This window comes from Rhodopseudomonas palustris (assembly GCF_003591005.1).
GTDB classification, from domain to species: domain Bacteria; phylum Pseudomonadota; class Alphaproteobacteria; order Rhizobiales; family Xanthobacteraceae; genus Rhodopseudomonas; species Rhodopseudomonas palustris_K.
In genome coordinates this window covers 39124-61845 of sequence record NZ_QYYD01000025.1, presented here as the reverse complement: position 1 = coordinate 61845, position 22722 = coordinate 39124, and the positions used below count along the sequence as shown (strand labels likewise).

Annotated in this window: 17 protein-coding genes and 1 tRNA gene; 11 read left to right on the top strand and 7 right to left on the bottom strand. The window is 65.0% G+C overall.

From position 1 onward, the window contains the following. Nucleotides 1-145 precede the first annotated feature (145 nt). The 10 genes from D4Q52_RS21115 (at nucleotide 146) to D4Q52_RS21070 (ending at nucleotide 14014) form a co-directional block, all read left to right on the top strand. Complete coding sequence (locus D4Q52_RS21115) at nucleotides 146-1360, top strand: efflux RND transporter periplasmic adaptor subunit (RefSeq protein ID WP_119858565.1); 1215 nt, start codon at nucleotides 146-148, stop codon at nucleotides 1358-1360. A 1-nt stretch (nucleotide 1361) separates the two neighbouring features. Continuing rightward, nucleotides 1362-4502, top strand: coding sequence for a multidrug efflux RND transporter permease subunit (locus D4Q52_RS21110; RefSeq protein WP_119858546.1), 3141 nt, complete (start codon nucleotides 1362-1364; stop codon nucleotides 4500-4502). A gap of 158 nt (nucleotides 4503-4660) precedes the next feature. After that, nucleotides 4661-4734: transfer RNA gene (locus D4Q52_RS21105), tRNA-Gln, on the top strand. Nucleotides 4735-5416: 682 nt separating this feature from the next. Next, nucleotides 5417-7372 carry an FAD-dependent oxidoreductase gene (locus tag D4Q52_RS21100; RefSeq protein ID WP_234831276.1) on the top strand — a complete coding sequence of 652 codons (1956 nt, stop codon included), beginning with the start codon at nucleotides 5417-5419 and terminating at the stop codon, nucleotides 7370-7372. 161 nt (nucleotides 7373-7533) lie between these two features. Next, entirely contained in the window at nucleotides 7534-8568 is a 1035-nt protein-coding gene (locus tag D4Q52_RS21095; RefSeq protein WP_234831275.1) for an ABC transporter substrate-binding protein, read from the top strand. Continuing rightward, nucleotides 8565-9392 carry an ABC transporter ATP-binding protein gene (locus D4Q52_RS21090; protein ID WP_119858543.1) on the top strand — a complete coding sequence of 276 codons (828 nt, stop codon included), beginning with the start codon at nucleotides 8565-8567 and terminating at the stop codon, nucleotides 9390-9392. Before D4Q52_RS21095 ends, D4Q52_RS21090 begins: the two co-directional genes overlap by 4 nt. Before the next feature lie 4 nt (nucleotides 9393-9396). After that, complete coding sequence (locus D4Q52_RS21085; RefSeq protein WP_119858542.1) at nucleotides 9397-10176, top strand: ABC transporter permease; 780 nt, start codon at nucleotides 9397-9399, stop codon at nucleotides 10174-10176. Nucleotides 10177-10281: 105 nt separating this feature from the next. After that, nucleotides 10282-11145, top strand: coding sequence for an FAD binding domain-containing protein (locus tag D4Q52_RS21080; protein ID WP_119858541.1), 864 nt, complete (start codon nucleotides 10282-10284; stop codon nucleotides 11143-11145). A gap of 21 nt (nucleotides 11146-11166) precedes the next feature. Beyond that, nucleotides 11167-11673 carry a (2Fe-2S)-binding protein gene (locus tag D4Q52_RS21075; RefSeq protein ID WP_119858540.1) on the top strand — a complete coding sequence of 169 codons (507 nt, stop codon included), beginning with the start codon at nucleotides 11167-11169 and terminating at the stop codon, nucleotides 11671-11673. Beyond that, nucleotides 11666-14014, top strand: coding sequence for a xanthine dehydrogenase family protein molybdopterin-binding subunit (locus D4Q52_RS21070; RefSeq protein ID WP_119858539.1), 2349 nt, complete (start codon nucleotides 11666-11668; stop codon nucleotides 14012-14014). The genes D4Q52_RS21075 and D4Q52_RS21070 overlap by 8 nt, the downstream gene beginning before the upstream one ends. A 145-nt stretch (nucleotides 14015-14159) precedes the next feature. On the opposite strand, the gene D4Q52_RS21065 is transcribed toward D4Q52_RS21070, so the two are convergent. The 7 genes from D4Q52_RS21065 to D4Q52_RS21035 all read right to left on the bottom strand — a co-directional run bounded on the left by D4Q52_RS21065 (nucleotide 14160) and on the right by D4Q52_RS21035 (nucleotide 21575). Then, complete coding sequence (locus D4Q52_RS21065) at nucleotides 14160-15254, bottom strand: ABC transporter substrate-binding protein (protein ID WP_119858538.1); 1095 nt, start codon at nucleotides 15252-15254, stop codon at nucleotides 14160-14162. Between the two features lie 31 nt (nucleotides 15255-15285). Then, entirely contained in the window at nucleotides 15286-16071 is a 786-nt protein-coding gene (locus D4Q52_RS21060; RefSeq protein WP_119858537.1) for an ABC transporter permease, read from the bottom strand. Beyond that, the gene (locus tag D4Q52_RS21055) at nucleotides 16068-16898 is read right to left on the bottom strand and encodes an ABC transporter ATP-binding protein (protein WP_119858536.1); all 831 of its coding nucleotides are present in this window, start codon (nucleotides 16896-16898) and stop codon (nucleotides 16068-16070) included. Before D4Q52_RS21055 ends, D4Q52_RS21060 begins: the two co-directional genes overlap by 4 nt. A gap of 255 nt (nucleotides 16899-17153) precedes the next feature. After that, complete coding sequence (locus D4Q52_RS21050) at nucleotides 17154-17861, bottom strand: TetR/AcrR family transcriptional regulator (RefSeq protein WP_283805679.1); 708 nt, start codon at nucleotides 17859-17861, stop codon at nucleotides 17154-17156. Between the two features lie 75 nt (nucleotides 17862-17936). After that, a complete protein-coding gene (locus D4Q52_RS21045) occupies nucleotides 17937-20240 on the bottom strand; it encodes a xanthine dehydrogenase family protein molybdopterin-binding subunit (RefSeq protein ID WP_119858535.1) in 2304 nt (767 codons plus the stop codon). Beyond that, nucleotides 20237-20707 (bottom strand): (2Fe-2S)-binding protein, encoded by a 471-nt coding sequence (locus tag D4Q52_RS21040; RefSeq protein ID WP_119858534.1) that lies wholly within the window; start codon nucleotides 20705-20707, stop codon nucleotides 20237-20239. The genes D4Q52_RS21045 and D4Q52_RS21040 overlap by 4 nt, the downstream gene beginning before the upstream one ends. Nucleotides 20708-20717: 10 nt before the next feature. Next, nucleotides 20718-21575: an FAD binding domain-containing protein gene (locus D4Q52_RS21035; protein ID WP_119858533.1), complete on the bottom strand. Its 858-nt coding sequence runs from the start codon at nucleotides 21573-21575 to the stop codon at nucleotides 20718-20720. A 180-nt stretch (nucleotides 21576-21755) separates the two neighbouring features. Between D4Q52_RS21035 and D4Q52_RS21030 the strand changes: the two genes are divergently transcribed. After that, nucleotides 21756-22709, top strand: coding sequence for an amidohydrolase family protein (locus D4Q52_RS21030; RefSeq protein ID WP_182915396.1), 954 nt, complete (start codon nucleotides 21756-21758; stop codon nucleotides 22707-22709). The last annotated feature ends 13 nt before the right edge of the window (nucleotides 22710-22722 follow it).

Below are 22722 nucleotides of genomic sequence, written 5' to 3'. Positions count from 1 at the left end.
TTTGGCAATGTGAGGCGGTTTCGCGCGCAAGTGTGTTTACACTGCCGGGACCGCTGTTTAGGTCCAAAAGACTGCTCTGATCGCCGCAACAGGCTGGACGGCGTATGCCCGTGTGAAATCCGGCAGCGAACGCAACGGATCGTCGATGAGCTCTTCCCACGCCCTCCGCCGGGCTTTGACCGGTGTCGCCCTGCTCGGAACTGTCGGCGCCGGTACCTGGGCCTGGCAGCACTACCATACTCAGCCCAGCCAGCAGTCGGCCAGTTCCAAAACCGGCAAGGACAGCAGCAAGGCCGGTCAGGGACCGGCCGTGCCGGTGACGGTAGCAACGGTCCAGAAGGCCTCGTTCCCGGTCTATCTCACCAGCCTCGGGACGGTGCAGGGCTTCAACACCGTGGTGGTGCGAACCCGGGTCGATGGCCAGGTCGACCAGATCGCGTTCAAGGAAGGCCAGATCGTCCAGGCCGGCGACCTGATCGCCCAGATCGACCCCCGTCCGTTCCAGGCCACGCTCGATCAGGCCAAGGCAAAGAAAGCGCAGGACCAGGCCAATCTGGCCAACGCCCAGCTCGACCTCAGCCGCTCGGTGCGGCTCGGCGAGTTCGCTACCAAGCAGCAGACCGACACCCAGCGCTCCACCGTGCAGCAGCTCACCGCTCAGATCGCGGCCGACGAGGCCGCCATCGCCAATGCCCAGACCCAGCTCGATTACGCCAGCGTTCGGGCCCCGATCTCGGGCGTCACCGGCATCCGCCAGGTCGACAAGGGCAACATCGTCAACGCCGCGACCCAGACCGGCATCGTCACCATCGCCCAGATCGAGCCGATCGCGGTGATCTTCACCGCCCCGGAGGAACGCGTCTCCGACATCAACAAGGCGCAGGCGGCGCAGCCGCTGCGGGTGATCGCGCTATCGACCGACGGCAAGACGCGGCTATCGGAGGGCGTGCTGTCGGTTGTCAACAACCAGGTCGATTCCAACAGCGGCACGGTGCGGCTGAAGGCGGTGTTCGACAACAAGGACCACGCGCTGTGGCCGGGCCTGGCTGTATCCACTGAACTCCTGGTGAAGACCTTGGACGACGTGGTGGTGGCGCCGAACGAGGCGATCCAGCACGGCCCCGATGGGCTGTATGCCTATGCGGTCGATGCCGACAACAAGGCGCAGGTCCGCAAGCTCGAGGTCGGCCCGGCCAACGACCGCAACACGGTGATCACCGCCGGGCTCGAGCCCGGCGACCGCGTCATCGTCGGCGGCCAATATAAGGTCAAGCCGGGCTCCACGGTGGCGTTCAAGGTCGCCGACGGTCAGCCGCACGGCGGGCCGACCACCGGATCAACCGTCGCCGGAGCTCGCTGACATGGAAGGCGGCATCTCCTCCCCGTTCATCCGCTATCCGATCGCCACCTCGCTGCTGATGGCCGGCATCCTGTTCGTCGGCCTGGTCGCCTATCCGATGCTGCCGGTGGCGCCGCTGCCGCAGGTCGACTTCCCGACCATCCAGGTCTCCGCCACTTTGCCCGGTGCCAGCCCGGAGACGATGGCGTCCTCGGTGGCCCAGCCGCTGGAGCGGCAGTTCGCGCAAATTCCCGGCGTCGCACAGCTGACCTCGAGCAGTTCGCTCGGCTCGACCGCGGTGACCATCCAGTTCGACCTCAGCCGCGCCATCGACGGTGCCGCCAATGACGTGCAGGCGGCCATCAATGCGGCCGGCGGCCAGTTGCCGAAGACGCTGCCGAACCCGCCGACGTATCGCAAGGTCAACCCGGCGGACTCGCCGATCCTGCTGCTGTCGGCGACCTCCGACACGCTGCCGCTGATCGAGGTCAGCGACGCGGTCGACGCCCAGCTCGCCCAGCAGATCAGCCAGATCACCGGCGTCGCCCAGGTGCTGATCGGCGGCCAGCAGAAGCCGGCCATCCGCGTCCAGGTCGATCCCGCCAAGCTGGTCGCCAAGGGACTGTCGCTCGAGGACGTCCGCACCCGCATCGGCATCACCACCGTCGATGCTCCGAAGGGCAATCTCGACGGCGCCAAGCGCAGCTACACCATCTATGCCAACGACCAGCTGACCCGCGCCAAGGACTGGAACGACGTCATCATCGCCTATCGCAACGGCGGCCCGCTGCGCATTCGCGATATCGGCCAGGCGGTCGCCGGCCCGGAGGACGCCAAGCAGGCGGCGTGGGCCAACGGCAAGCGCGGCGTATTCCTGGTGATCTTCAAGCAGCCCGGCGCCAACGTCATCGACACCGTCGACAAAATCAAGGCGCAGCTCCCCCGCCTCGTCGCGGCGATCCCGCCGGCGGTCAAGATCGATGTGATCAGCGACCGCACCCAGACTATCCGCGCTGCGGTCGAGGACGTGCAGTTCACGCTGCTGCTAACCATCGCGCTGGTGGTGATGGTGATCTTCCTGTTCCTGCGCAACATCTGGGCGACCATCATCCCGAGCGTCACGGTTCCGCTGGCTTTGCTCGGCGCCTGCGCTCTGATGTGGGCCGCCGGCTATTCGCTCGACAATTTGTCGCTGATGGCGCTGACGATCTCGGTCGGCTTCGTGGTCGACGACGCTATCGTGATGCTGGAGAACATCACCCGCTACATCGAGGAAGGCGAAACCCCGATGGCGGCGGCGCTAAAGGGCGCCGGCGAAATCGGCTTCACCATCGTGTCGATTTCGATCTCGCTGATCGCGGTGCTGATCCCGCTGCTGCTGATGGGCGGCATCATCGGCCGGCTGTTCCGCGAATTTGCCGTGACGCTGGCGATGACCATCGTGGTGTCGCTGGTGGTGTCGCTGACCCTGACGCCGATGATGGCATCGCGCTTCCTGCGCAACGAACACGCCGTGAAGCACGGCCGGCTGTACGAGCTCAGCGAGCGCGGCTTCGAGGCGATGCTGCGCGCCTATGAGCGCGGACTCGACCTGGTGCTGCGCTGGCGCCTGACCACGCTGATGGTGTTCTTCGCCACGCTCGGCCTGTCGGTGTATCTGTTCATGGTGATCCCGAAGGGATTCTTCCCGCAGCAGGACACCGGCCTGATCACGGCGTCCTCGGAGGCCGGGCAGGACATCTCGTTCGCCGACATGAAGGCGCACCAGGAAGCGCTCGGCAAAATCGTGCAGGCCGATCCCGACGTCGCCAGCGTGGCGATGGCGATCGGCGGCTCGGGCAGCGCACTCAACACCGGGCGCATGTACATCACGTTGAAGCCGCGCGACGGCCGCGCCGCCAGTGCTCAGCAGATCATCGCGCGGCTGCGGCCGAAGCTCGAGCAGGTCGAAGGCGCGCGGCTGTTCATGCAGGCGGCGCAGGACGTCCGGCTCGGCGGCCGGCCGACCCGCACCCAGTTCGAATACACCCTGCAGGACGCCAATCTCACCGAACTCAACGAGTGGGCGCCGAAGGTGCTGGCCAAGCTGCAGACACTGCCGGAGCTGCGCGACGTCGCCAGCGACCAGCAGACCGAAGGCACCACGCTGACGCTGACGATCAACCGCGACTCCGCCTCGCGCTTCGGCATACAGCCGCAGCTGATCGACGACACGCTGTACGACGCATTCGGCCAGCGCCAGGTCGCGCAGTATTTCACCCAGACCAACTCCTACCACGTCATTCTGGAGGTGCTGCCGGAGCTGCAGGGCAAGGTCGAGTCGCTGGACAAGATCTACATCACCTCGCCGACCACTGGCGACGCGGTGCCGTTGTCAGCCTTCGCCAAATGGACCACTGTGCCGGTGCGGCCGCTGTCGATCGCCCATCAGGGCCAGTTCCCCGCCACCACGATCAGTTTCAACCTGGCGTCGGGCGCCGCGCTCGGCCAGGCCACCGAGGCGGTCCAGCGCGCGATGGCCGAGATCGGCGCGCCGCAGACGCTGAACGGCAGCTTCCAGGGCACCGCGCAGGCGTTCCAGCAATCACTCGGCACCGTGCCGCTGCTCATCCTCGCCGCGCTGGTGGTGGTCTATCTGATCCTCGGCATTCTCTACGAGAGCTACATCCACCCGCTGACGATTCTCTCCACCCTGCCCTCCGCCGGCGTCGGCGCGCTGGCAATCCTGATGCTGTTCGGCTTCGACTTCAGCCTGATCGCGCTGATCGGCGTCATCCTGCTGATCGGCATCGTCAAGAAGAACGGCATCATGCTGGTCGACTTCGCCATCGCGGCGGAGCGCGACGAGCATCTCGACCCGGAGCAGGCGATCCGCAAGGCGGCGCTGCTGCGCTTCCGCCCGATCATGATGACCACGATGGCGGCGCTGCTCGGCGGCGTGCCGCTGATGCTCGGCACCGGCACCGGCTCGGAAATCCGCCAGCCGCTCGGCTACGCCATGGTCGGCGGCCTCGCCGTCAGCCAGGCGCTGACGCTGTTCACCACCCCGGTGGTCTATCTCTATCTCGACCGCCTCTCCAACGCCCTGACGGCCTGGGGCCGCGGCCGACGGCCGGAGGAGGCCCGCGTGCCGCACGGCGAGGTGAAGCAGGCGGCGGAGTGAGGGCCGCGGCAGGGTCGATCGCCTGTCATCAATGTCAGCAAGCCCCTTGCAGGACCGGCCCGACCCCGCTAGAAGTCGCGCCATCCGAGCCGCCGGGCCGACCAATTGGGTCCGCCCCCGGCTCGACCCTAAATGACTGGCTACGCCGGCATTTTCGGTGGGGAATGGTGTAACGGTAGCACAACAGACTCTGACTCTGTTTGTCTTGGTTCGAATCCAGGTTCCCCAGCCAGATCCAATCGCCTGACTGACAGCTTCGACAGCCGCAAGCCCCGCCTCGGCGACCATAGGTCGGCGTGCTAGACCGCACGCGTGAACCGCGCCTCGATGCCCTCAAGCAGGCGATGCGGGCCTGTCGGCGCGACGAGCGCGCGTTGCTTCGGGCCTCTCACGCGTATCTTTCGGGATGCCTTGGCTTCGCCGGGCTCTTCAGACCGAGTCCGACCGGAAGGCCCGACCATGACGCGTCGCGTGAGCAGACTGAGCGATTTGCGCCGGCCACGATGTCATCGCAGATGCTTGTCCGGCCGCGGAGACCGCAAGCTCCGATATTGATCCTGCAATCGTTGTTGGGGAGCCGAAGTAGTCGGTCTCACCTCATTCGGCTCCGCGGGATCGCCTCGTTGAAAAGGACGCGCTGGCCTCGCCTCGATTCTTCAACCGCCGGTTCGTCCGTGGACGGATCGTTCGTTGCCAGCCACGCCATGCAAGAGTGGCCCGTGTCTGACGGGATGAGTTGCGATGCGATTTGTATCCGGGTTCATACCGCGGTGGCGTGATCACCGATCTTCATCGCTGCCGAAAAGCGGAAGATCGTTCCCGACTACACCGGTCTTCCGATGCCCGCCGATCCGGACATCAGCTTCGCCCCATTCTCTGCGCGACAGGCTCACGGGCAATTCTGAAAGTAGTTGTTGAGCATTGATCGATTAGTCGGAAAGGCGCTGGCTGGCGGCATCGTGCGCAGCGCCCGTTGGACGCCTCGATCGGAAGTCATTCTTGCTACCGTTTCCTCCGAACGGCTGAACGGATGCGTTCTGGCTTGTTGTCATCAAGCGACGCCTGATGTTGAATGTCCGTTCAACAGAAACCTGGCAGGTGCGTTTGTGAATCGGACCGAAGCGACAGTGAGAACAGATCATCAGCTCGGCGATATCGAGAGTGGTTCATTCGACGTCATCGTCATTGGGGCGGGCGCGGCAGGCTTGTCGGCCGCCTTGTTCGCCGCGATCGCCGGGCTGAAGCCCCTGCTGGTCGAGCATACCGACCGGGTCGGCGGCACGAGCGCCTATTCGGCCGGCAGCGCCTGGATCCCCAATACGCATCACGCGGCTCTGGTCGGTGCAGACGACAGCATCGACAAGGCGGCTTTGTATCTACGGCACTCCGTCGGCAACGAGTCTCCCGAATCGATGCGGCTGGCTTTCCTGGCCAATGGACCGAAGGCGGTCGCCGATCTGGAGCAGCATTCCCACGTGCGCTTTCGCGCCCGAAAGCTGCATCCCGACTACAACAGCGACCTGCCCGGCGCCACACTGAAGGGCCGCGTCCTCGAGGCGATGCCGTTCGACGGCCGCGAACTCGGCGATCTGTTCGATCTTGTTCGCGAGCCCATTCCTGAATTCACGGTGCTCGGAGGCATGATGGTCAATCAGGAGGACGTGCTGAACTTCCTTTCAGCCGGGCGCTCCTGGCGGGCTTTCCGGCATTCTGCCGGCCTGCTCGCCCGTCATGCGCTCGACCGACTGTCGCATCGTCGCGGCACTCGGCTGATGATGGGCAATGCGCTCACGGCGCGGCTGCTGCTGTCGCTGCGGGAGCGCGGCGTGCCGATGCTGTTGAATGCCTCGGTCAAGGCGATCGACTTGCGCGACGGCAGTCCTTCGCAGCTGACCATCGAACAAGACGGCGTTACGCGAACGCTCGTTTGTCGCGGCGGCCTCGTCAGCGCCACCGGCGGCTTCAATCGGCACCCACGCCTTCGCGCGGAACTGCTGCGGCAGCCCGTCGCACAGTACTGTCCCGGGGCGCAGGGCCACACCGGTCAGTTGCACGAATTGCTTTCGGGAATCGGCGCCCGTTACGGCGCGGACGGCCGCGACAGTGCGTTCTGGGCGCCGGTGTCTGTGCGCCGGCGCCGCAATGGCGAGACCGCGGTGTTCCCTCACTTCATCTTCGACCGCGGCCGGCCGGGGACGATCACCGTCAACCAGAGCGGTCGCCGCTTCGTCAACGAGGCGTTGTCTTATCATCCCTTCACCCAGGGGATGCTCGACGCCAACGCGATCTCACCATCCATTCCCGCCTATCTGATCGCCGACGAGACCGCGCTTCGCAAGTATGGTCTCGGCATGGCGCGGCCCGGCCGCTGGGGACGCGGGCCTTTCATCAGGGATGGCTATTTGACGCGTGCCGAATCTCTCGCCGAGCTTGCCGCCAAATTGGGCATTGCGCCCGCCGAACTCACCGCGACGGTTCAGCGCTTCAACGAATTTGCCCGCACCGGAATCGATCAGGACTTCGGCCGCGGCTCGACCGATTATCAACGTATCACCGCAGGTGATATGAGCCATGGACCGAACCCATGCCTCGGCGCAGTGGACACCGCGCCGTTCTATGCAGTGCGCCTGTTCCCTGGTGATATCGGCGCCGCGACGGGCTTTGTGACCGACGAAAGCGCCTGCGTCCTGCGTCACGATGGCAGCCGCATCGAACGGCTCTACGCCTGCGGCAACGACATGCATTCGGTGATGGGCGGAAACTATCCCGGCCCCGGCATCACCTTGGGACCGGCGATCGTGTTCGCCTACATCGCGGTGCAGGACATCGCGCGCAGGATGAACAACGGCACTGCGTCCGCGGCAGCGTGACAGCGCGGCGCAGCACGGCTCGCCGCTGGCACGATTGTTGCTGAGGGATTTCCTCATATGTTGACTAACTAGACAGTCAAGCCATAGGATGGAGACAAGGTGAACCGATGACAATCTCGAAGTCCGTGAAGTCACCAAGCAAAGCGATGGGGGAGCAAGCCGTGCCAGCCAAGATGGGATCAATCGCGCCGGGCCTGTCGCGCCGCGCCCTGCTGGGAGGCGCCCTCGCGGCTCCGTTCGTGCTGCGTAGTGGGCGGGCCTTGGCCGAAGAGCCTCTGTCGGTTCGGGTCGATTTCGCGCCATGGGGCGTTCACTCGGCGCTGCATTTGTCGAAAGCAAAAGGCTGGTTCAAGGACGACGGCCTGAATATCGACCTCCAGGACGGAACCGGCACGCTCAACACCATCAATCTGGTCGCCGCCGGCAATGTCGATGTCGGGCTGGTTCAGCTCGGGATGCTGGCGATCGCGCGGTCGCAGGGACTGCCGGTGACGTCGTTTGCCGGCTTCCTGCGCAAGGGCGATCTCGCCACGATGGTGGACGCCAAGACCGGGCCCAAGACACCGAAGGAACTCGCCGGCAAGAAGATCGTCTGCTTCGCCAACAGCCCCTGGGCGCCGTTCGTCGACGTGTACTTGAAGCGCATCGGGCTCGCGCGCGGCGAAGGGCCGGACAAGGTCAATGTGGTGATGGTGTCGCCGGCCGCGATGGTTTCCACCTATGCATCGGGCGCCGCGGATGGCTTCATGTCGCTCAAGGAGTTCGGCGAACCCTATGTCGAGCAGGCGCGGCCGGCCCGCTCCCTGCTGGCCGCCGATGTCGGCATCGCGTTCCCGAGCTACGGCCTGATCGCCACGGATGCCACGCTCGCAAAGCGCAAGGATCTGCTCGCCAAATTGGTCGCCAATCAGCGTCGCTCGTGGGAGTACATCTTCGCGGAGCCGTCCCACATCGACGAAGGCGCACGCGCCATCATGGCCAATCGCCCGGACAAGCAGCTGAATTTCGACATCCTCAAAGGCCAGACCGCGCTCTGCAAGGAATTCGTCGACACCGAGAACACCAAAGGCAAACCGCTCGGCTGGCAGTCTCCGGACGATTGGAAGGCCACCATCGCGATGATGGCGGAGGCTGGCCAGGCCAAGGCCGACGCCGACATCTCGGGCTTCTTCACCAACGATCTGGTCGGCGCATGACGGCACTGTCCGCCGGCGCCCGCTCGATCGAGCCGCAGGCCGCATCCCTCGGCTCCGCCTCGATCTCGATCAGCGGCGTCGACAAGAGCTACGGTGCCGAAAGTCCGATCGCAGCGCTGAAAGACATCAATCTCGACATCGCGCCCGGCGAGTTCATCAGCATCGTCGGTCCGTCGGGCTGCGGCAAGAGCACGCTGTTGAAATGCATCGCCGGCCTGCAGCCGATCAGCGCTGGTTCGATCAAGATCCGCAACCAGCCGGTCAATGCTCCGCCGGAGAACATGGCGATCGTGTTTCAGCGCGACGTCCTGTTCGATTGGCGCACCGTGCTCGATAACGTGCTGATGCTGGTGGAGTTCAAGGGACTTCGCCGCAAGGACTATCAGGAGCGCGCGCACAAGCTGCTCCGCGAATACGGTCTCGATGGCTACGCCAACCGTTTTCCCTGGGAGTTGTCGGGCGGCATGCGCCAGCGCGTCGCCATCTGCCGCGCGCTGATCGTCGATCCGGATCTGCTGCTGATGGACGAACCGTTCGGCGCGCTCGACGCCATGACACGCGACGACCTGAACGCGGAACTCGAACGGCTTTGGCACGAGACGCGGAAGACGGTCGTCTTCATCACCCACGGGATCGACGAAGCCGTGTATCTCGGCGACCGCGTCGTGGTGATGGCGCGCAATCCCGGCCGCATCGCCGAGATCGTCGACATCGATATCCCCCGGCCCCGCCCGCTCAGCATTCGTCAAACCGAGGACTTCGGCAAATATGTCCAGCACATCCGTCATCTCTTCGCGTCGATGGGGCTCGTCAAAGCTGAGTAACGCGGTGAGCTATTGGCGGAAAACCGAGCACGCGCGCACCATCATCGTAGTGCTGGCGGCGCTGACTGCGATCTGGGAGCTGTCGGTGCACCTGTTCGGCATCCGCGCCTTCCTGCTGCCCGCGCCGTCGATCGTGATCGCCGATATCTTCGCCAACCCGGCGTTCTTCGGGCGGCAGTCGCTCTACACGCTCTATGTCACCACCGCCGGCTTCATGATCGCGCTGGTCGGCGGCGTGCTGGCTGCGATCGCCATCGTGTCGTCGAGCTTCATTGATCGCACCTTTTACACTCTGCTGGTGGCGACCAACTCGATCCCGAAAGTCGCGCTGGCGCCGCTGTTTGTGATCTGGCTGGGCACCGGTGGAGCGCCGAAGATCGCGATTGCGGCGATCATCGCCATCTTCCCGATCGTGATCAACACCACCGTCGGCCTTCGGGCGATCGACAACGACATGATCGACCTGGCGCGATCGGCTCGGGCCTCGCGGCTCGACATCATGATGAAGGTCCGCTTCCCCAACGCGTTGCCGAGCCTGTTCGCGGGCGCCAAGATCGGCGTGTCCTTCGCCTTGATCGGCGCTATCGTCGGCGAATTCGTCGCCGGCGAGCAGGGCCTCGGCTACGTCATCCTCACCAGCCAGGCGACCTTCAATAGCACGCGGGCCTTCGCGGCGATTGTGGTGCTGGGCATTCTCGGCACCATCATGTTCTTCGCCATCGAATGGATCGAGCGTTGGATGCTGCCCTGGCACGTTTCGCAGCGCGCCAAGAAGGGACACTGATCCCGCAGCACACCGGGCCGCCGGAGCGCGCGTTGCTTCCATGTCAGCGCGCTTCGCCGCGCGCGACGATCTTCCTCCAATCTCGACAAGCTTTCTGGAACCTGCATGAAGCCTGCGGCCTTCGATTATCACGCCCCGACCACGATCGCCGACGCGCTCGCGCTGCTGGAGCGTCACGGCAGCGACGCGCGACTCCTCGCCGGAGGGCAGACGCTGCTGCCGATGATGAACTTCCGCCTGGTCGCGCCTGACGTCCTGATCGACCTCGGCCGGATACCCGAGCTTGCCTTCATCGAATCGGACGGCCGCCACGTGCGCATCGGCGCGATGACGCGGCAGCGTACGCTGGAATTTTCGTCTGTGATTGCGCGCGATCTGCCGCTGCTGCACGCCGCCATCAAGATGGTCGGCCATCTGCCCACCCGCTCCCGCGGAACGATCGGCGGCTCGCTTGCCAATGCCGATTCATCCGCCGAGATCCCGATGGTGCTGCAGGTGCTCGAAGCCGAGATGCGTGTGGCGGGGCCGCAGGGCGAACGAACTATCCCGGCGGCGGAGTTCGTTGTTGACGCGATGACCACCAGCCTGGCGGAAGACGAAATCCTCATCGACATCCGCGCGCCGGCGATGCCGCCGGATGCGCGGTTCGCCGTAGAGGAATTTTCGCGCCGCCGCGGCGATTTTGCTATCGCCGCCGTGGCTGCGATGGTGACCATGCAGGATGGCGTCTGCCACAGCGCACGACTGGCGACCGCCGGTGTGTCGCCCGCGTCGAGCCGCCTGCACGCCGCCGAGCAATCGCTTGAAGGACAAGCACTCGACGCGACCGTGATCGAGAGGGCTGCGCAGGCTGCCAGTGAGGCAGTCGAGCCGAGCGCCGACCGCAACGGCAGCGAGTCCTATCGCCGGCATCTCACCAAGGTGTTGACCCGGCGCGTGCTGCAACGCGTCGCGTCCGAACACGCCTGATCCAGGGCGGAAAGAGTTACGATGTCCAAATCAGTCGAAGTCCGCCTCAAGGTCAACGGCAAGGATCACGTGGGCCAGTGCGAGTCGCGCACGCTCATGGCCGACTTCCTGCGCGACCACCTGAACCTGACCGGCACCCATGTCGGATGCGAACACGGCGTGTGCGGCGTTTGCACGATCCTGGTCGACGGCGAAGCCGTTCGATCCTGCATCATGTTGGCTGCGCAGGCCCATGGCGCGGATGTGGTGACGATCGAAGGGCTGGCGCAGGCGGGCGTGTATCACCCGGTGCAGAAGGCGTTCCACGATCACCATGCCCTGCAGTGCGGCTTCTGCACGCCCGGCATGCTCGCCACTGCGATCGATTTTCTCAGCACCAACGCGTCGCCGACCGAGCCGGAAGTGCGCGAGGCGCTGTCGGCGGTGCTGTGCCGCTGCACCGGCTATCAGAACATCGTCACCGCAGTGATGGAAGCGGCCGCCGTGATGCGCGGCGAAATTGAAACGGGAGCGCGTGCGGATGGCTGAGACGAACGGGTTCATCGGCAAGTCGGTGCCGCGCCGTGAAGACAAGCGGCTGTTGACCGGCAAGGGACAGTTCATCGCCGATCTCAAGCTTCCGTCGATGCTGCATGCGGCGTTCGTCCGCAGCCAGGTGGCGCACGGCCGCATCAAGTCGGTCGATCTGTCGCGCGCCCAGAAGTCTCCGGGCGTGGTCTACGCGATCTCCGGGCCGGACCTCGCGAAGCTGCTGCCGCCAGTGCCCGACACGCAATTGTCTTTGCCGAAGAAGTGGACGACGCGGGTCCAGCACACGTTTCTCAACCCGCAGCAGCCGCTGCTTGCGTACGACAAGGTTCGGCACGTCGGCGAAGCCGTCGCCGTCATCCTTGCGGAGAGCCGATATCTCGCCGAAGACGCTGCCGAGCTGGTGACGATGGAGATCGAGCCGCTGCCGGCCGTCGTCGATCCGGAGGCGGGCCTGACTGCGGACAGCGCCGTCCTGCACGAGCAGTACGACACTAATCTGATCGGCGACTTCGCGATCGCCAAGGGCGACGTCACGACGGCGCTCGCGAAGGCTCCGCGCCGCATGACTCGCCGCTTCTATCATCATCGCTATGCCGCGATCCCGATGGAAGGCCGCGGCGTTGCCGCGACCTACGACGAGCGCACCGATTCGATCAGCATCTGGTCGGCCTGCCAGGTCATCCATTGGCTCCGCCGCGAAGCCTCGACCGTGCTCGACATGCCCGAAGCCCGCATCCGCTGCGTTGCGCTCGACGTCGGCGGCGGCTTCGGCGTCAAGGGCCACGTCTATCCGGAGGAACTGCTGATCCCCTATTTGGCACGCGAAGTCGGCCGCCCGGTGAAATGGATCGAGGATCGGCACGAGCACTTCATGAGTGCCTGCCATTCCCGCGACCAGGTCCACGATGTCGAGTTCGGCTTCGACGATGACGGCCGCCTCTTGGCGTTCCAGGACACATTCGTGGTCGATTGCGGCGCATGGAATCCGATCGGCTCCGGCATCGCTTACAACACCGCGGTGCATCTGCCCGGCCCCTACAAGTTCGATCACTTCGCGGTCCGCTCCAAGATCGCCGTCACCAACAAGGTGCCGAACGCACCCTATCGCGGCGCCGGCCGTCCCGAAGCGACCTTCGCGATGGAGCGGGCGATGGATCTGATCGCCGCCGAACTCGGCCTCGATCCAGCCGAGGTTCGCATGCGCAACATGATCCCGGCGTCCGAGATGCCATATCACCTCGGCCTGCCCTATCGGGACGGCGAGCCGATCGTCTACGACAGCGGCGACTATCCGGAATCCCTGCGACAGGCGCTGGCCGCGATCGGCGGCGTCGAAGCCTTCCGTGCGCGGCAGCGCGATGCGCTGGCGCAAGGTCGTTATCTCGGCCTCGGGCTCGGCTGCTACGTCGAGGGCACCGGCGTCGGCCCATTCGAGAGTGCCACCGTGCGGATCGACCCGTCAGGAAAGCTCTATCTCGCCGGCGGCGCCTGCCCACAGGGCCAGGGGATGGAGACGATCTTCTCACAGGTCGTCGCCGATGCCTGGCAGGTCAAACCCGAGGACGTCGTCGTCGCATTGGCCGACACCAGCGTGATATCGATCGGCTTCGGCACCATCGCGAGCCGCAGCACGGTGAATTTGTCGGGTGCCATCCACAAAGCCAGCGAAACGCTGCAGAAGAAGGTGTTCGCGATCGCCGCCGACATGCTCGAATGCTCGCCGAGCGATCTCGAGCTGCGCAATGGCGCCGTAGGCCTTCTCGGCGTGCCCGGCAAGGAAATTCCGCTGGCGCGTATCGCCAAGGCGGCGATGCCCGGCTGGGACAACAGGCGTCCCGACGGCGTTTCGGCCGGCCTGGAGGAGACTGCTTACTTCGAGCCGCCGACCGTCACCTGGGCCTATGCGACCCATGCCGCGATCGTCGAGGTCGACGCCGAGCTCGGGCGCGTCGAGATCGAGAAATACGTCATCGTCCACGATTGCGGCGTGGTGGTAAATCCAATGCTGGTCGATGGCCAGATCCAGGGCGGCGCCGTGCAGGGCCTCGGCGGCGCGCTTCTCGAGGAACTGAGCTACGACTCCGAAGGCCAGTTGCTGGTCGGTTCGTTCATGGACTATCTGGTGCCGGGCGCCAGCGACGTGCCGAATTTCGAGCTGAAGCACATGCACTACCCGTCACCGCTGAATCCGTACGGCGTCAAGGGAGTGGGCGAAGGCAGCGCCATCGCGCCGCCGGTGGTGATCGCCAACGCGGTGTCGGATGCGCTGTCTCACCTCAAGGCCGAGTTCAACGCGACGCCGATCAGGCCGGAGCAGATCGTCACTGCCTTCGGATAAGTACACCGCAATCAGTCCGCCGGATCTCGCAATCCGGCGCCAATTGGCTGGATCGAAAGACGCGTGAGCATAACGTCGCAGGTGCTCTCGAAACGCCAAGCCTGGTCAAGGCGCGCCTTGACCGATGGCGCGGCGCGTCGACGCGTCAGTCGAGCTTCGACGCGTCTGTCTTCTTGGCGTCCGCAATCACCGCCTGACGATCGTAACTGTTGGCGTCCTTGACGAACTGGTTGGTGATAACCCGGTCGACCGGCACCGCCGCCGGCAGCACCTTCTGTTCGACGAAGAAATCGACCAGGCGCTTCCAGTCGGCGTCGATCAGCCGGCCATGCTGATCCTCGGTCTTGGGCGAATTCCAGATGCCGAGGCGGGCCTGATTGACGGCGACGCCCTCCTCCAGCGCCGCTGCGGCGTCCGGATTCTTCGACTTCGCCTCCGGATACGCCTTCCAGGTGATCAGCACCGCCGCCTTGGGATTGGCCATCGAAAAATCATATCCCTTGGCAACCGCGCGGGCGACGCCGGTCAGCATCTTGGGCTTCTTGGCGATCGTATCGCTGGTGGCGAGCAGGCCGACATCCGGCAGCGAGCGAATGCCCTCCGGTGCCGGCACCTCGCGCAGGTCGAGCCCCGAGAACCTGAACTTGGCGAGCGCGGCGTCCCAATACACCACTGCGTCGACGAACTTCTGACGAACCGAGGTGACCGCCTGCGCGCCGACGCCGATCGGCAGGAAGGTGACGTCCGCCTGTGGATCGAGCCCCGCCTGCTGCACGAAGGCCTTGCCGAAGGTGGTGCCGGCGCTGCCGAGCGACTGCACGCCGAGCTTCTTGCCCTTGAGATCGGTGAGCGCCTTGATCGGACTGTCGGGCAGCACCGCGACGTGCCAGATGTTCTCGTAATAGAGGCTGTAGAAGTAGCGCACATCGAGCTTGCCGCTCTGTATGCCCACCAGCGCTTCGCCGGGCGAGGCCGCGCCGACGTCGCCATTGCCGGCGGAGACCTGGATCGCGGATTCGTTGGAACCGCCGACCGCGATCAGCGTGACGTCCAGCCCCTCCTCGGCGAAGTAGCCCTTCTCCTTGGCGACCACGAAGGGCGAGAACGCCTCGTCGATATTCCTCACCGGGATCAGGACCCGGACCTTGTCGAGAGCCGCGGCGGTGCCGGCGCCCCCCATGCAGACGGCGATGCCCGCGGCGGCGGCGATCAGGACGCGTGAGAAATTCAGGCCAGGCATGATGACTCTCCGATGCGGGATGACGGCACGATCAGGGGATCACCGGCGCGTCGCTGCGCCTGATCCAGAAGATGTAGCGGCGCGCGGCGTAGCGGGTGATCGCGTGCATCGCGAGGCCGATCGCCGACAGCACGATCAGCACCGCGAACACGCCAGCCACATCGAGGCTGAAATTCAACGTCACCACCAGATAGCCGAGGCCGACCTGCGCGCCGACGAACTCGCCGACGATCGCGCCGATGACGGCGAGCACAGCGGCGATTTCCAGCCCTGCGAAGATCAGCACCAGCGCCGACGGAATCCGCAGCCGCACCAGCGTCTGCCATTTCGTCGCGCCGAACGCCTTCATCATGTCGAGCTGGTCCTTGTCGGTGGAATGGAAGCCCGCAATCACGCTGACCAGCACCGGGAAGAAGCAGACCAGCGCGGTGATCACCACTTTGGACGTCAGCCCGTAGCCGAACCAGATGATGAACAGCGGCGCGATTGCGACCTTCGGCAGGGTCTGGAGCGCAACCAGATATGGATAGATCAACCGCTCCAGCACCGGGATCAGCGAGATCAGGGCGCCCACGACCAGGCCGGCAAGCACGCCGAGCATGAAGCCGCTCAATATCTCGAACAGCGTCGCCCAAAGGTGCGGCCAGATCATTCCCCCGAACACCAGCGACTGCAGCCGTACGGCAATCGCGCTCGGCGGCGGCAGAACTAATTGCGAGATGCCGAACAGTCGGCAGCAGCCCTCCCAAACCGAAACGACAATCACGGCGACAAGCAGCGACTGAAGCAGATGTGAGGTTTTGCGGCTGAGCTTCATAGCGAGGTCTGCGCCATCGATTGCGCGCCGAATATCCCGCGGATGCGGTCGCACAGTTCGCCGAACCGCGGGGTCGCCATGGTGTGCAGGCTGCGCGGACGGCCGAGATCGATGTCGATCACCTCCGAGATCCGCCCCGGCCGCGGCGACATCACCACCACTCGGTCGCCGAGCAGCACCGCTTCCGGGATGCTGTGGGTGATGAACACGACCGTCTTGCGCTCCTCCGCCCACACCCGCATCAGCTCCATGTTCATCGACTCCCGAGTCATCGCGTCCAGCGCGCCGAACGGCTCGTCCATCAGCAGGATGCGCGGATTACGCATCAGGGCGCGGCAGATCGCCACCCGCTGCTGCATGCCGCCCGACAATTCGAACGGGTACTTCCGGGCGAAATCCTGCAGCCCCATGAAAGCCAGCAGGCGCTCGGCTTGCGCCAGCGCCTCGGGCGATTTGTCGTGCTTGAGCTGCGCGGGCAGCATGACGTTCGACAGCACCGTGTTCCACGGTAGCAGCGTCGCCTGCTGAAACACCACGCCGACGTCCGGACGCGGCCCTGCGATCTCGGTGCCGTCGCAGCGCACGACGCCGGCCGAGGCGCGCTCGAGGCCGGCGAGGATCCGCAGCAACGTCGTCTTGCCGCAACCGCTCGGGCCGACGACCGAAACAAATTCGTTTTCGCGAATGTTCAGGTCGACGTTCGTGAGCGCGTTGACGATTTCGCCGGAGTGCGTCGCGAACCTCTTCTCAAGGCCGCCGATCTCGATGATCAGGCGCTGCTCTGGCAGCGCCGTAATTCCGCTTCGCACAGATTGGACAGCGGCCATCGTAGGTTCCTGCGACGTGCTGGAGCCGACCGAACCGAAACCGGCTCACTCTCGTGCTGCAGCTTCGTTGTTGACTATCCAGTTAACTGGCATTCTCATAGCTTGTCTAGTCAAAAGTCCTACATCGAAAGCACGTAGCATTCTTGCATTGAATCTGAGCAGCGGCTGCTAGTTCGCACGCCGTGCAGTCGCAGGGCGTCGCGAGCACGCCGTGGCGGCGCGCGCGTTGCAGAAGCTGTCTGTGCGCGAAAAGGACTAAGCGTCCGCGTCGAATGTTGCGCGCTGACGTGTCGCAGCGGCCTTCGGCGCAGCGGTGGCCGGCCTCTCGGTCGTGCAATACATCAACACGATGTCGCCGACGTGCTCGACCCAGGTTTTGCGCGAGGCCGCCGAGTCGAGGTCCTTGCCGAGCGCGATTTCGAGCGTGTAGCGGTTAGACAGATAGTGATAGCACAGCGACGACAGTGTCATGTAGACGACAGCCGAATCCAGTCCCGGCCTGAACACGCCTTCGGCCCGGCCGCGTTCGAGAATGAAGCTGATGGTCTCGACCAGCGGGTTGTAAAGGTCGCGGATCCGCTTGGATTTGCGCAGGAAGCGGCCGCGCTGCTTGTTCTCCTCGTTCATCAGCCGGATCGCGTTCGGATTGCTCTCCAAGGCCGAGAACGTGTGTTCGACGAGTTGCTTCATCGCCATGATCGGATCGTGGGCGCGCACCGACAGCTCGCGCTGCTGGTCGCGCACCTCCTCGTACATCCGCTCCAGCGCAGCGACGAACAGCCCCTCCTTCGACTTGAAGTAGTAGTAGAGCATGTTCTTGCTGACCTTGGACCGCTCAGCGATCCGGTCGACGCGCGCACCGTCGAAGCCGGTGCGGGCGAATTCCTCCATGGCAAGCTTGAGTATCTTCTCGCGAACGCGAGCCGGATCACTGCTTCTCCGCGCCAAGCCGTTATCCTCCATGGCCGGGCGACGGCCCAAATCGGCCGCTTCGCCCATGCGCGACTATGCTGCGCCTCGAGGAAAAATCAATCGGACTTAGGGCTTTACCCGGTTCAAGTCGTTGGCGTCCTGCACCATTTGCCAGATCCGCGGCGGCGACAGCGGCAGCTCCATCGGCTGCACGCCGAGATGCGACAGAGCATCCGCGACCGCATTGGCCATGATTCCGCCGACCGGGATCAGGCCGCCCTCGCCGGCGCCCTTGGCGCCGAGCGGATTGTTCGGGCACGGCTTCAGCTCCAGCGTGATCGAGCGAATGTTCGGAAAATCCGAGGCCGTCGGCATCAGATAGTCTGCGAACGAGCCGGTGAGCAACTGGCCTTCGTCGTCATAGACCAGATGCTCGAGAAACGCTCCGCCAAGGCCCTGCACGATCGAGCCGATCGCCTGCCCGTGCAGCGTCAACGGGTTGATCATCCGCCCGACGTCCTCCACGGACATGTAGTCGAGCACCTTGACGTGCCCGGTGCCGGGATCGACCGCGACGTGCGCGGCCTGGGTGCCATAAGCCCAGGTGTATTTCTTGTTGAGGAACTCGGCTTCGACTTCGAGCGGAACCTCTACCAGATCGGCGAACGACAAATGCTTGCCATCATGGCGCACGGTCTCGCCGTCGATCGCTACCTGTTCCGGCGCGCAGTCGAACCGGGCAGCGGCGGTCTGCCGGATCAGCAGCTTGAGCTTTTCGGCGGCGAGCAAAATCGCCGACCCGCCCATCACGGTCGAGCGCGAATGGTAGGCGCCGTAGCCATCCTTGACGTCGGTGGTCGAACCGTGGCGGATCGTGATCTTGTCGTAGGCGATCTCGGTCGCATCCGCAGCGATCTGCGCCATGATGGTCTCGAGGCCTTGGCCGACCGAGGACGAGCCCAGATAGGCGGTCAGCGTACCACCGGGCTCCAGCACCAGCCGCACCTCTTCCTTGGGCCCCGCGGCGCCGCCCTCGATGAAGCTGCCGACAGCGAGGCCGTGATAGTAGCCATCGATCAACTGACCGCTGAGCTGCTGCTTGTCGGCCCAGCCGAATTCGTCGAGGCAGCGATCGAACACCGCATGATAGTCGCCGCTGTCGAGTTCGGTGGAGCTGTCGAAGGGGGTGATCGACGCCAACGGGTAAGGCATCTGGGCGTCGGCCACGAGGTTGCGCCGGCGCAGCTCGACGCGATCGATCTTCAGATCGCGCGCCGCCAGATCGATCATGCGCTCGCGGATGAAATCGGTCTCGAAGCGCCCCGGCCCGCGATAGGTCCCGGACGGGGTCTTGTTGGTGGTCAGCATCGAGCTTTTCAGGTCGATGTGCTCGATCGCGTAGGGCCCTGACATGTACTGCGCGACATTGCGCGGACCGACCGAGCCGTTGGTGCGGACATAGGCGCCGATATCGGCCCAGATCTGCCCACGCAGGCCGATGAACCGTCCGTCCTTCGACATCGCGAACTCGACGTCGCATTCGATGTCGCGCGCGTGGTTGGCGCTCATCATATGTTCGCGGCGATCTTCGGTCCACTTGACCGGCCGGCCGACGATCTTGGCGGCCGCGGGGATCAGGTAGTCTTCCGGATAGAATTCGCCTCGTGATCCGAAGCCGCCGCCGACGTCGACCTCGATCAGATCCACCGCGTCAAGCGGCAGCCCGAGCGCTCCGGCGAGCACACGGCGGTTGTACCAAGCCGTCTTCGCCGCACCCCAAACCGTGAGCTTGCCCGCACCCGCGTCCCAGTCGGCGACGAAGCCGCGCGGCTCCATGAACATCGCCGCGTGACGCTGGATCTTGAAGCGGTCGCGGCGCACGTAGTCGGCCGTCTTGAACGCGTCGTCGGCGTCGCCGCGAAACGCCTTCCAGGTGATCGCGACGTTCGACTTGTGCTGTTCGAACAGCACCGCCTCCATCGCCTCGGCCTGCTGCCGGTTCGCGATCGCCGGCAACGGATCGATGTCCACAGCAATGCGCTCCAGCGCGTCTTCCGCGATCGCCGCGCTGTCGGCGATCACCACGGCCACCGGCTCGCCGACGTAGCGGACTTTGTCGGACGCGATCATCGGCTGATGAAACGGCTCGAGCTCCGGCAGCGGCTGCAGGCGCAACGGAATCACCGGCAACTCTGCGCCGAAGTCCGCGGCGGTCAGCACGCGATGCACGCCGTCGAGCGCCAATGCCTCGGACACGTCGATCGACCTGATCCGGCCGTGCGCCACCGAACTGCGCAGCACGACCGCGTAAAGCTGGTTCGGCCGGTTGACATCAGCCACGTAGGTGCCGCGCCCACGCACCATGCGCAGATCCTCGACACGCTCCATCGGCCGACCAATGTAGGAGTTCGCGACCTTCATCATGTTCATCGCCGCGTCTCCGCATAGGCGGCGCGCGCCTCCATCACCGCCTCGACGATCTGCACATAGCCGGTGCAGCGGCAGAGATTGCCGGACAGCACCTCGCGGACCCGCTCCTCGCTGGCATCCGGCTCGCTGCTCAGCAGCGCGTGAGCTGTGGTGATGAAGCCGGGCGTGCAGAAACCGCACTGCAGCGCGTGGTGCTTGCGGAAGGCCTTCTGCAAGGGCGTCAGTTCGTCGCCGGACAGCCCCTCGACGGTGGTGACGGTCTCCCCGTCCGCCTGCGCGGCGAGCATCAGGCAGGCGCGCACGGCTTCGCCGTTCACCAGAATGGTGCAGGCCCCGCAGACGCCGTGCTCGCAGGCGAGATGCGTGCCGGTCTGGCCGAAATCGTTGCGGATGCAGTCGGCGAGCGTGGTGCGCGGCTCCACCTCTGCGCTGACCCGCTCGCCGTTGAGCTCGAATTGGACCTGCATGCGGGACTCCCTAAGCGGCGGATTTGCCGAGCGCGCGCGTGAGCAGCGTAGCTGCCAGCGATGCACGATAGGCGCCGGGCGCGTGGATGTCGGTGGGCGGATCGATTGATTGGCTCAGTGCCGTCGACGCGGCAGCGATCAGCGCATCGTCGAGCACGCCGCCGTTCAGCACGCGCTCGACCGCGGACAGCCGCAGCGGCCGGTCAGCGACTCCGATCACGCCGACATGCGCGTCGACGATGCGCCCCTGGGCGTCGATGTCGTAATGCAACGCCACCCCAGCCATTGCAAAGTCGCCCTTGCGGCGCGCGAATTCCAGGAAACCCCAGCGTCGCCCGGCCGGCCACGGCGGAAGCCGCACCTCGGTGATAATCTCGTCGGGTGCAAGAGAGGTTTCCAGCGCACCCAGAAAGAACTCGCCGGCTGCGACCACGCGCGTTCCCGTGCCGCCAACGATCGTCAGTTCGGCGTCGCAGGTAACGGCGATGCCCGGCATTTCGGCCGATGGATCGGCGTGCGCCAGCGAGCCGCCCACAGTGCCGCGATTGCGGATCTGATAATGCGCGACGTGCTTGATCCCTTCACACAGCAACGGATGCGCAGTCGTCAGCCGCTGATCCGCCTCGATATCGCGCCACCGCACCCGGGCGCCGAGGCGAACCCCGTCGTCGCCGATCTCGATCCGATCGAGACCTTTTAGGCGTTTCAGATCGACCAGCAGCTCTGGAGCAGCGAGGCGAAAGGCCAACATCGGCATCAGGCTTTGGCCGCCCGCCAGCACCTTGGCATTGCCTTTGCGTGAACCGAGCAGCGCGACGGCTTCCGCGATCGTGTTGGGAGAGGCATAGTCGAATGCCGGTGGCTTCATGAGATCTCCGACCGGGATGAGCGACCGAACCCGGGTCCTACGCGTCTCGGGTTACTCGAGACGGGTAGTGTGTCGGATGTTGACTACCCGGTCAACACTTGAATACCTTGCGATGATCGAAGGCCGATGCCGTCAATCGACTTCGGTCCCCTCTTGTCAACGAAGACGCGAAGGCCCCCGATGCAGCATGAAACGCCAGTGATCGCCATCGAGGAGCACTATTGGGATCCGGAGATGGTGAGCCATTTCCCAACCGGCGAGAACGCGTCCCCACTCGCCAATCTGCTGACCGAACTCGGCGACGTGCGGCTGCGGGCGATGGACGAGGCCGGGATCGATCTTCAAGTGTTGTCGCACGGCGCGCCCGCCGCGCAAAAATTGTCTCCGGAGGTCGCGCCCGAGCTGACGCGACGCGTCAACGATCGGCTGGCGGAGGCCTGCGCGCGGTTTCCGAACCGGTTCGCCGCCTTCGCCGCCCTGCCGACGCCGACGCCGGAGGCGGCAGCGCTCGAACTCGAGCGCTGCGTCCGCGATCTCGGCTTCAAGGGCGCGATGATCCACGGCCTCACCAACGGCCTGTTCATTGACGATAAACGGTTCTGGCCGATCTTCGAGGTCGCCGAAAAGCTGGACGTTCCGATCTATTTGCATCCGTCGGTGCCGCATGCCGAAGTCACGCGGCACTATTACGACGACTACGCGCGTGAACTTCCAACGGTGATCCGGCCCGCCTGGGGGTTCACCGTCGAGACGGCGACCATGGCGATCCGTCTGATCCTCAGCCGCGCGCTGGAAAGCTATCCCCGGCTGCAGATCATCCTCGGTCATCTCGGTGAGACCCTGCCCTTTCTGCTGTGGCGGATCAACCAGGCGCTGGCGCGCCCCGGCCAGACGCCGCTCGACTTCCGCAAGCAGTTCTGTGAGCATTTCCACGTCACCACGAGCGGCTTCTTCTCGACGCCGGCGCTGATCTGCACGATGCTGGAACTCGGCATCGACCGCATCATGTTCGCGGTGGACTATCCCTATGTGCTCAATCGTGACGGCACGGATTGGATCGAGCAGCTGCAGATCGCCCCCGCCGACAAACGCAAGCTGATCGGCGGCAATGCGAGCCGCCTGCTCAAGCTGTGACAGCGGATTGACC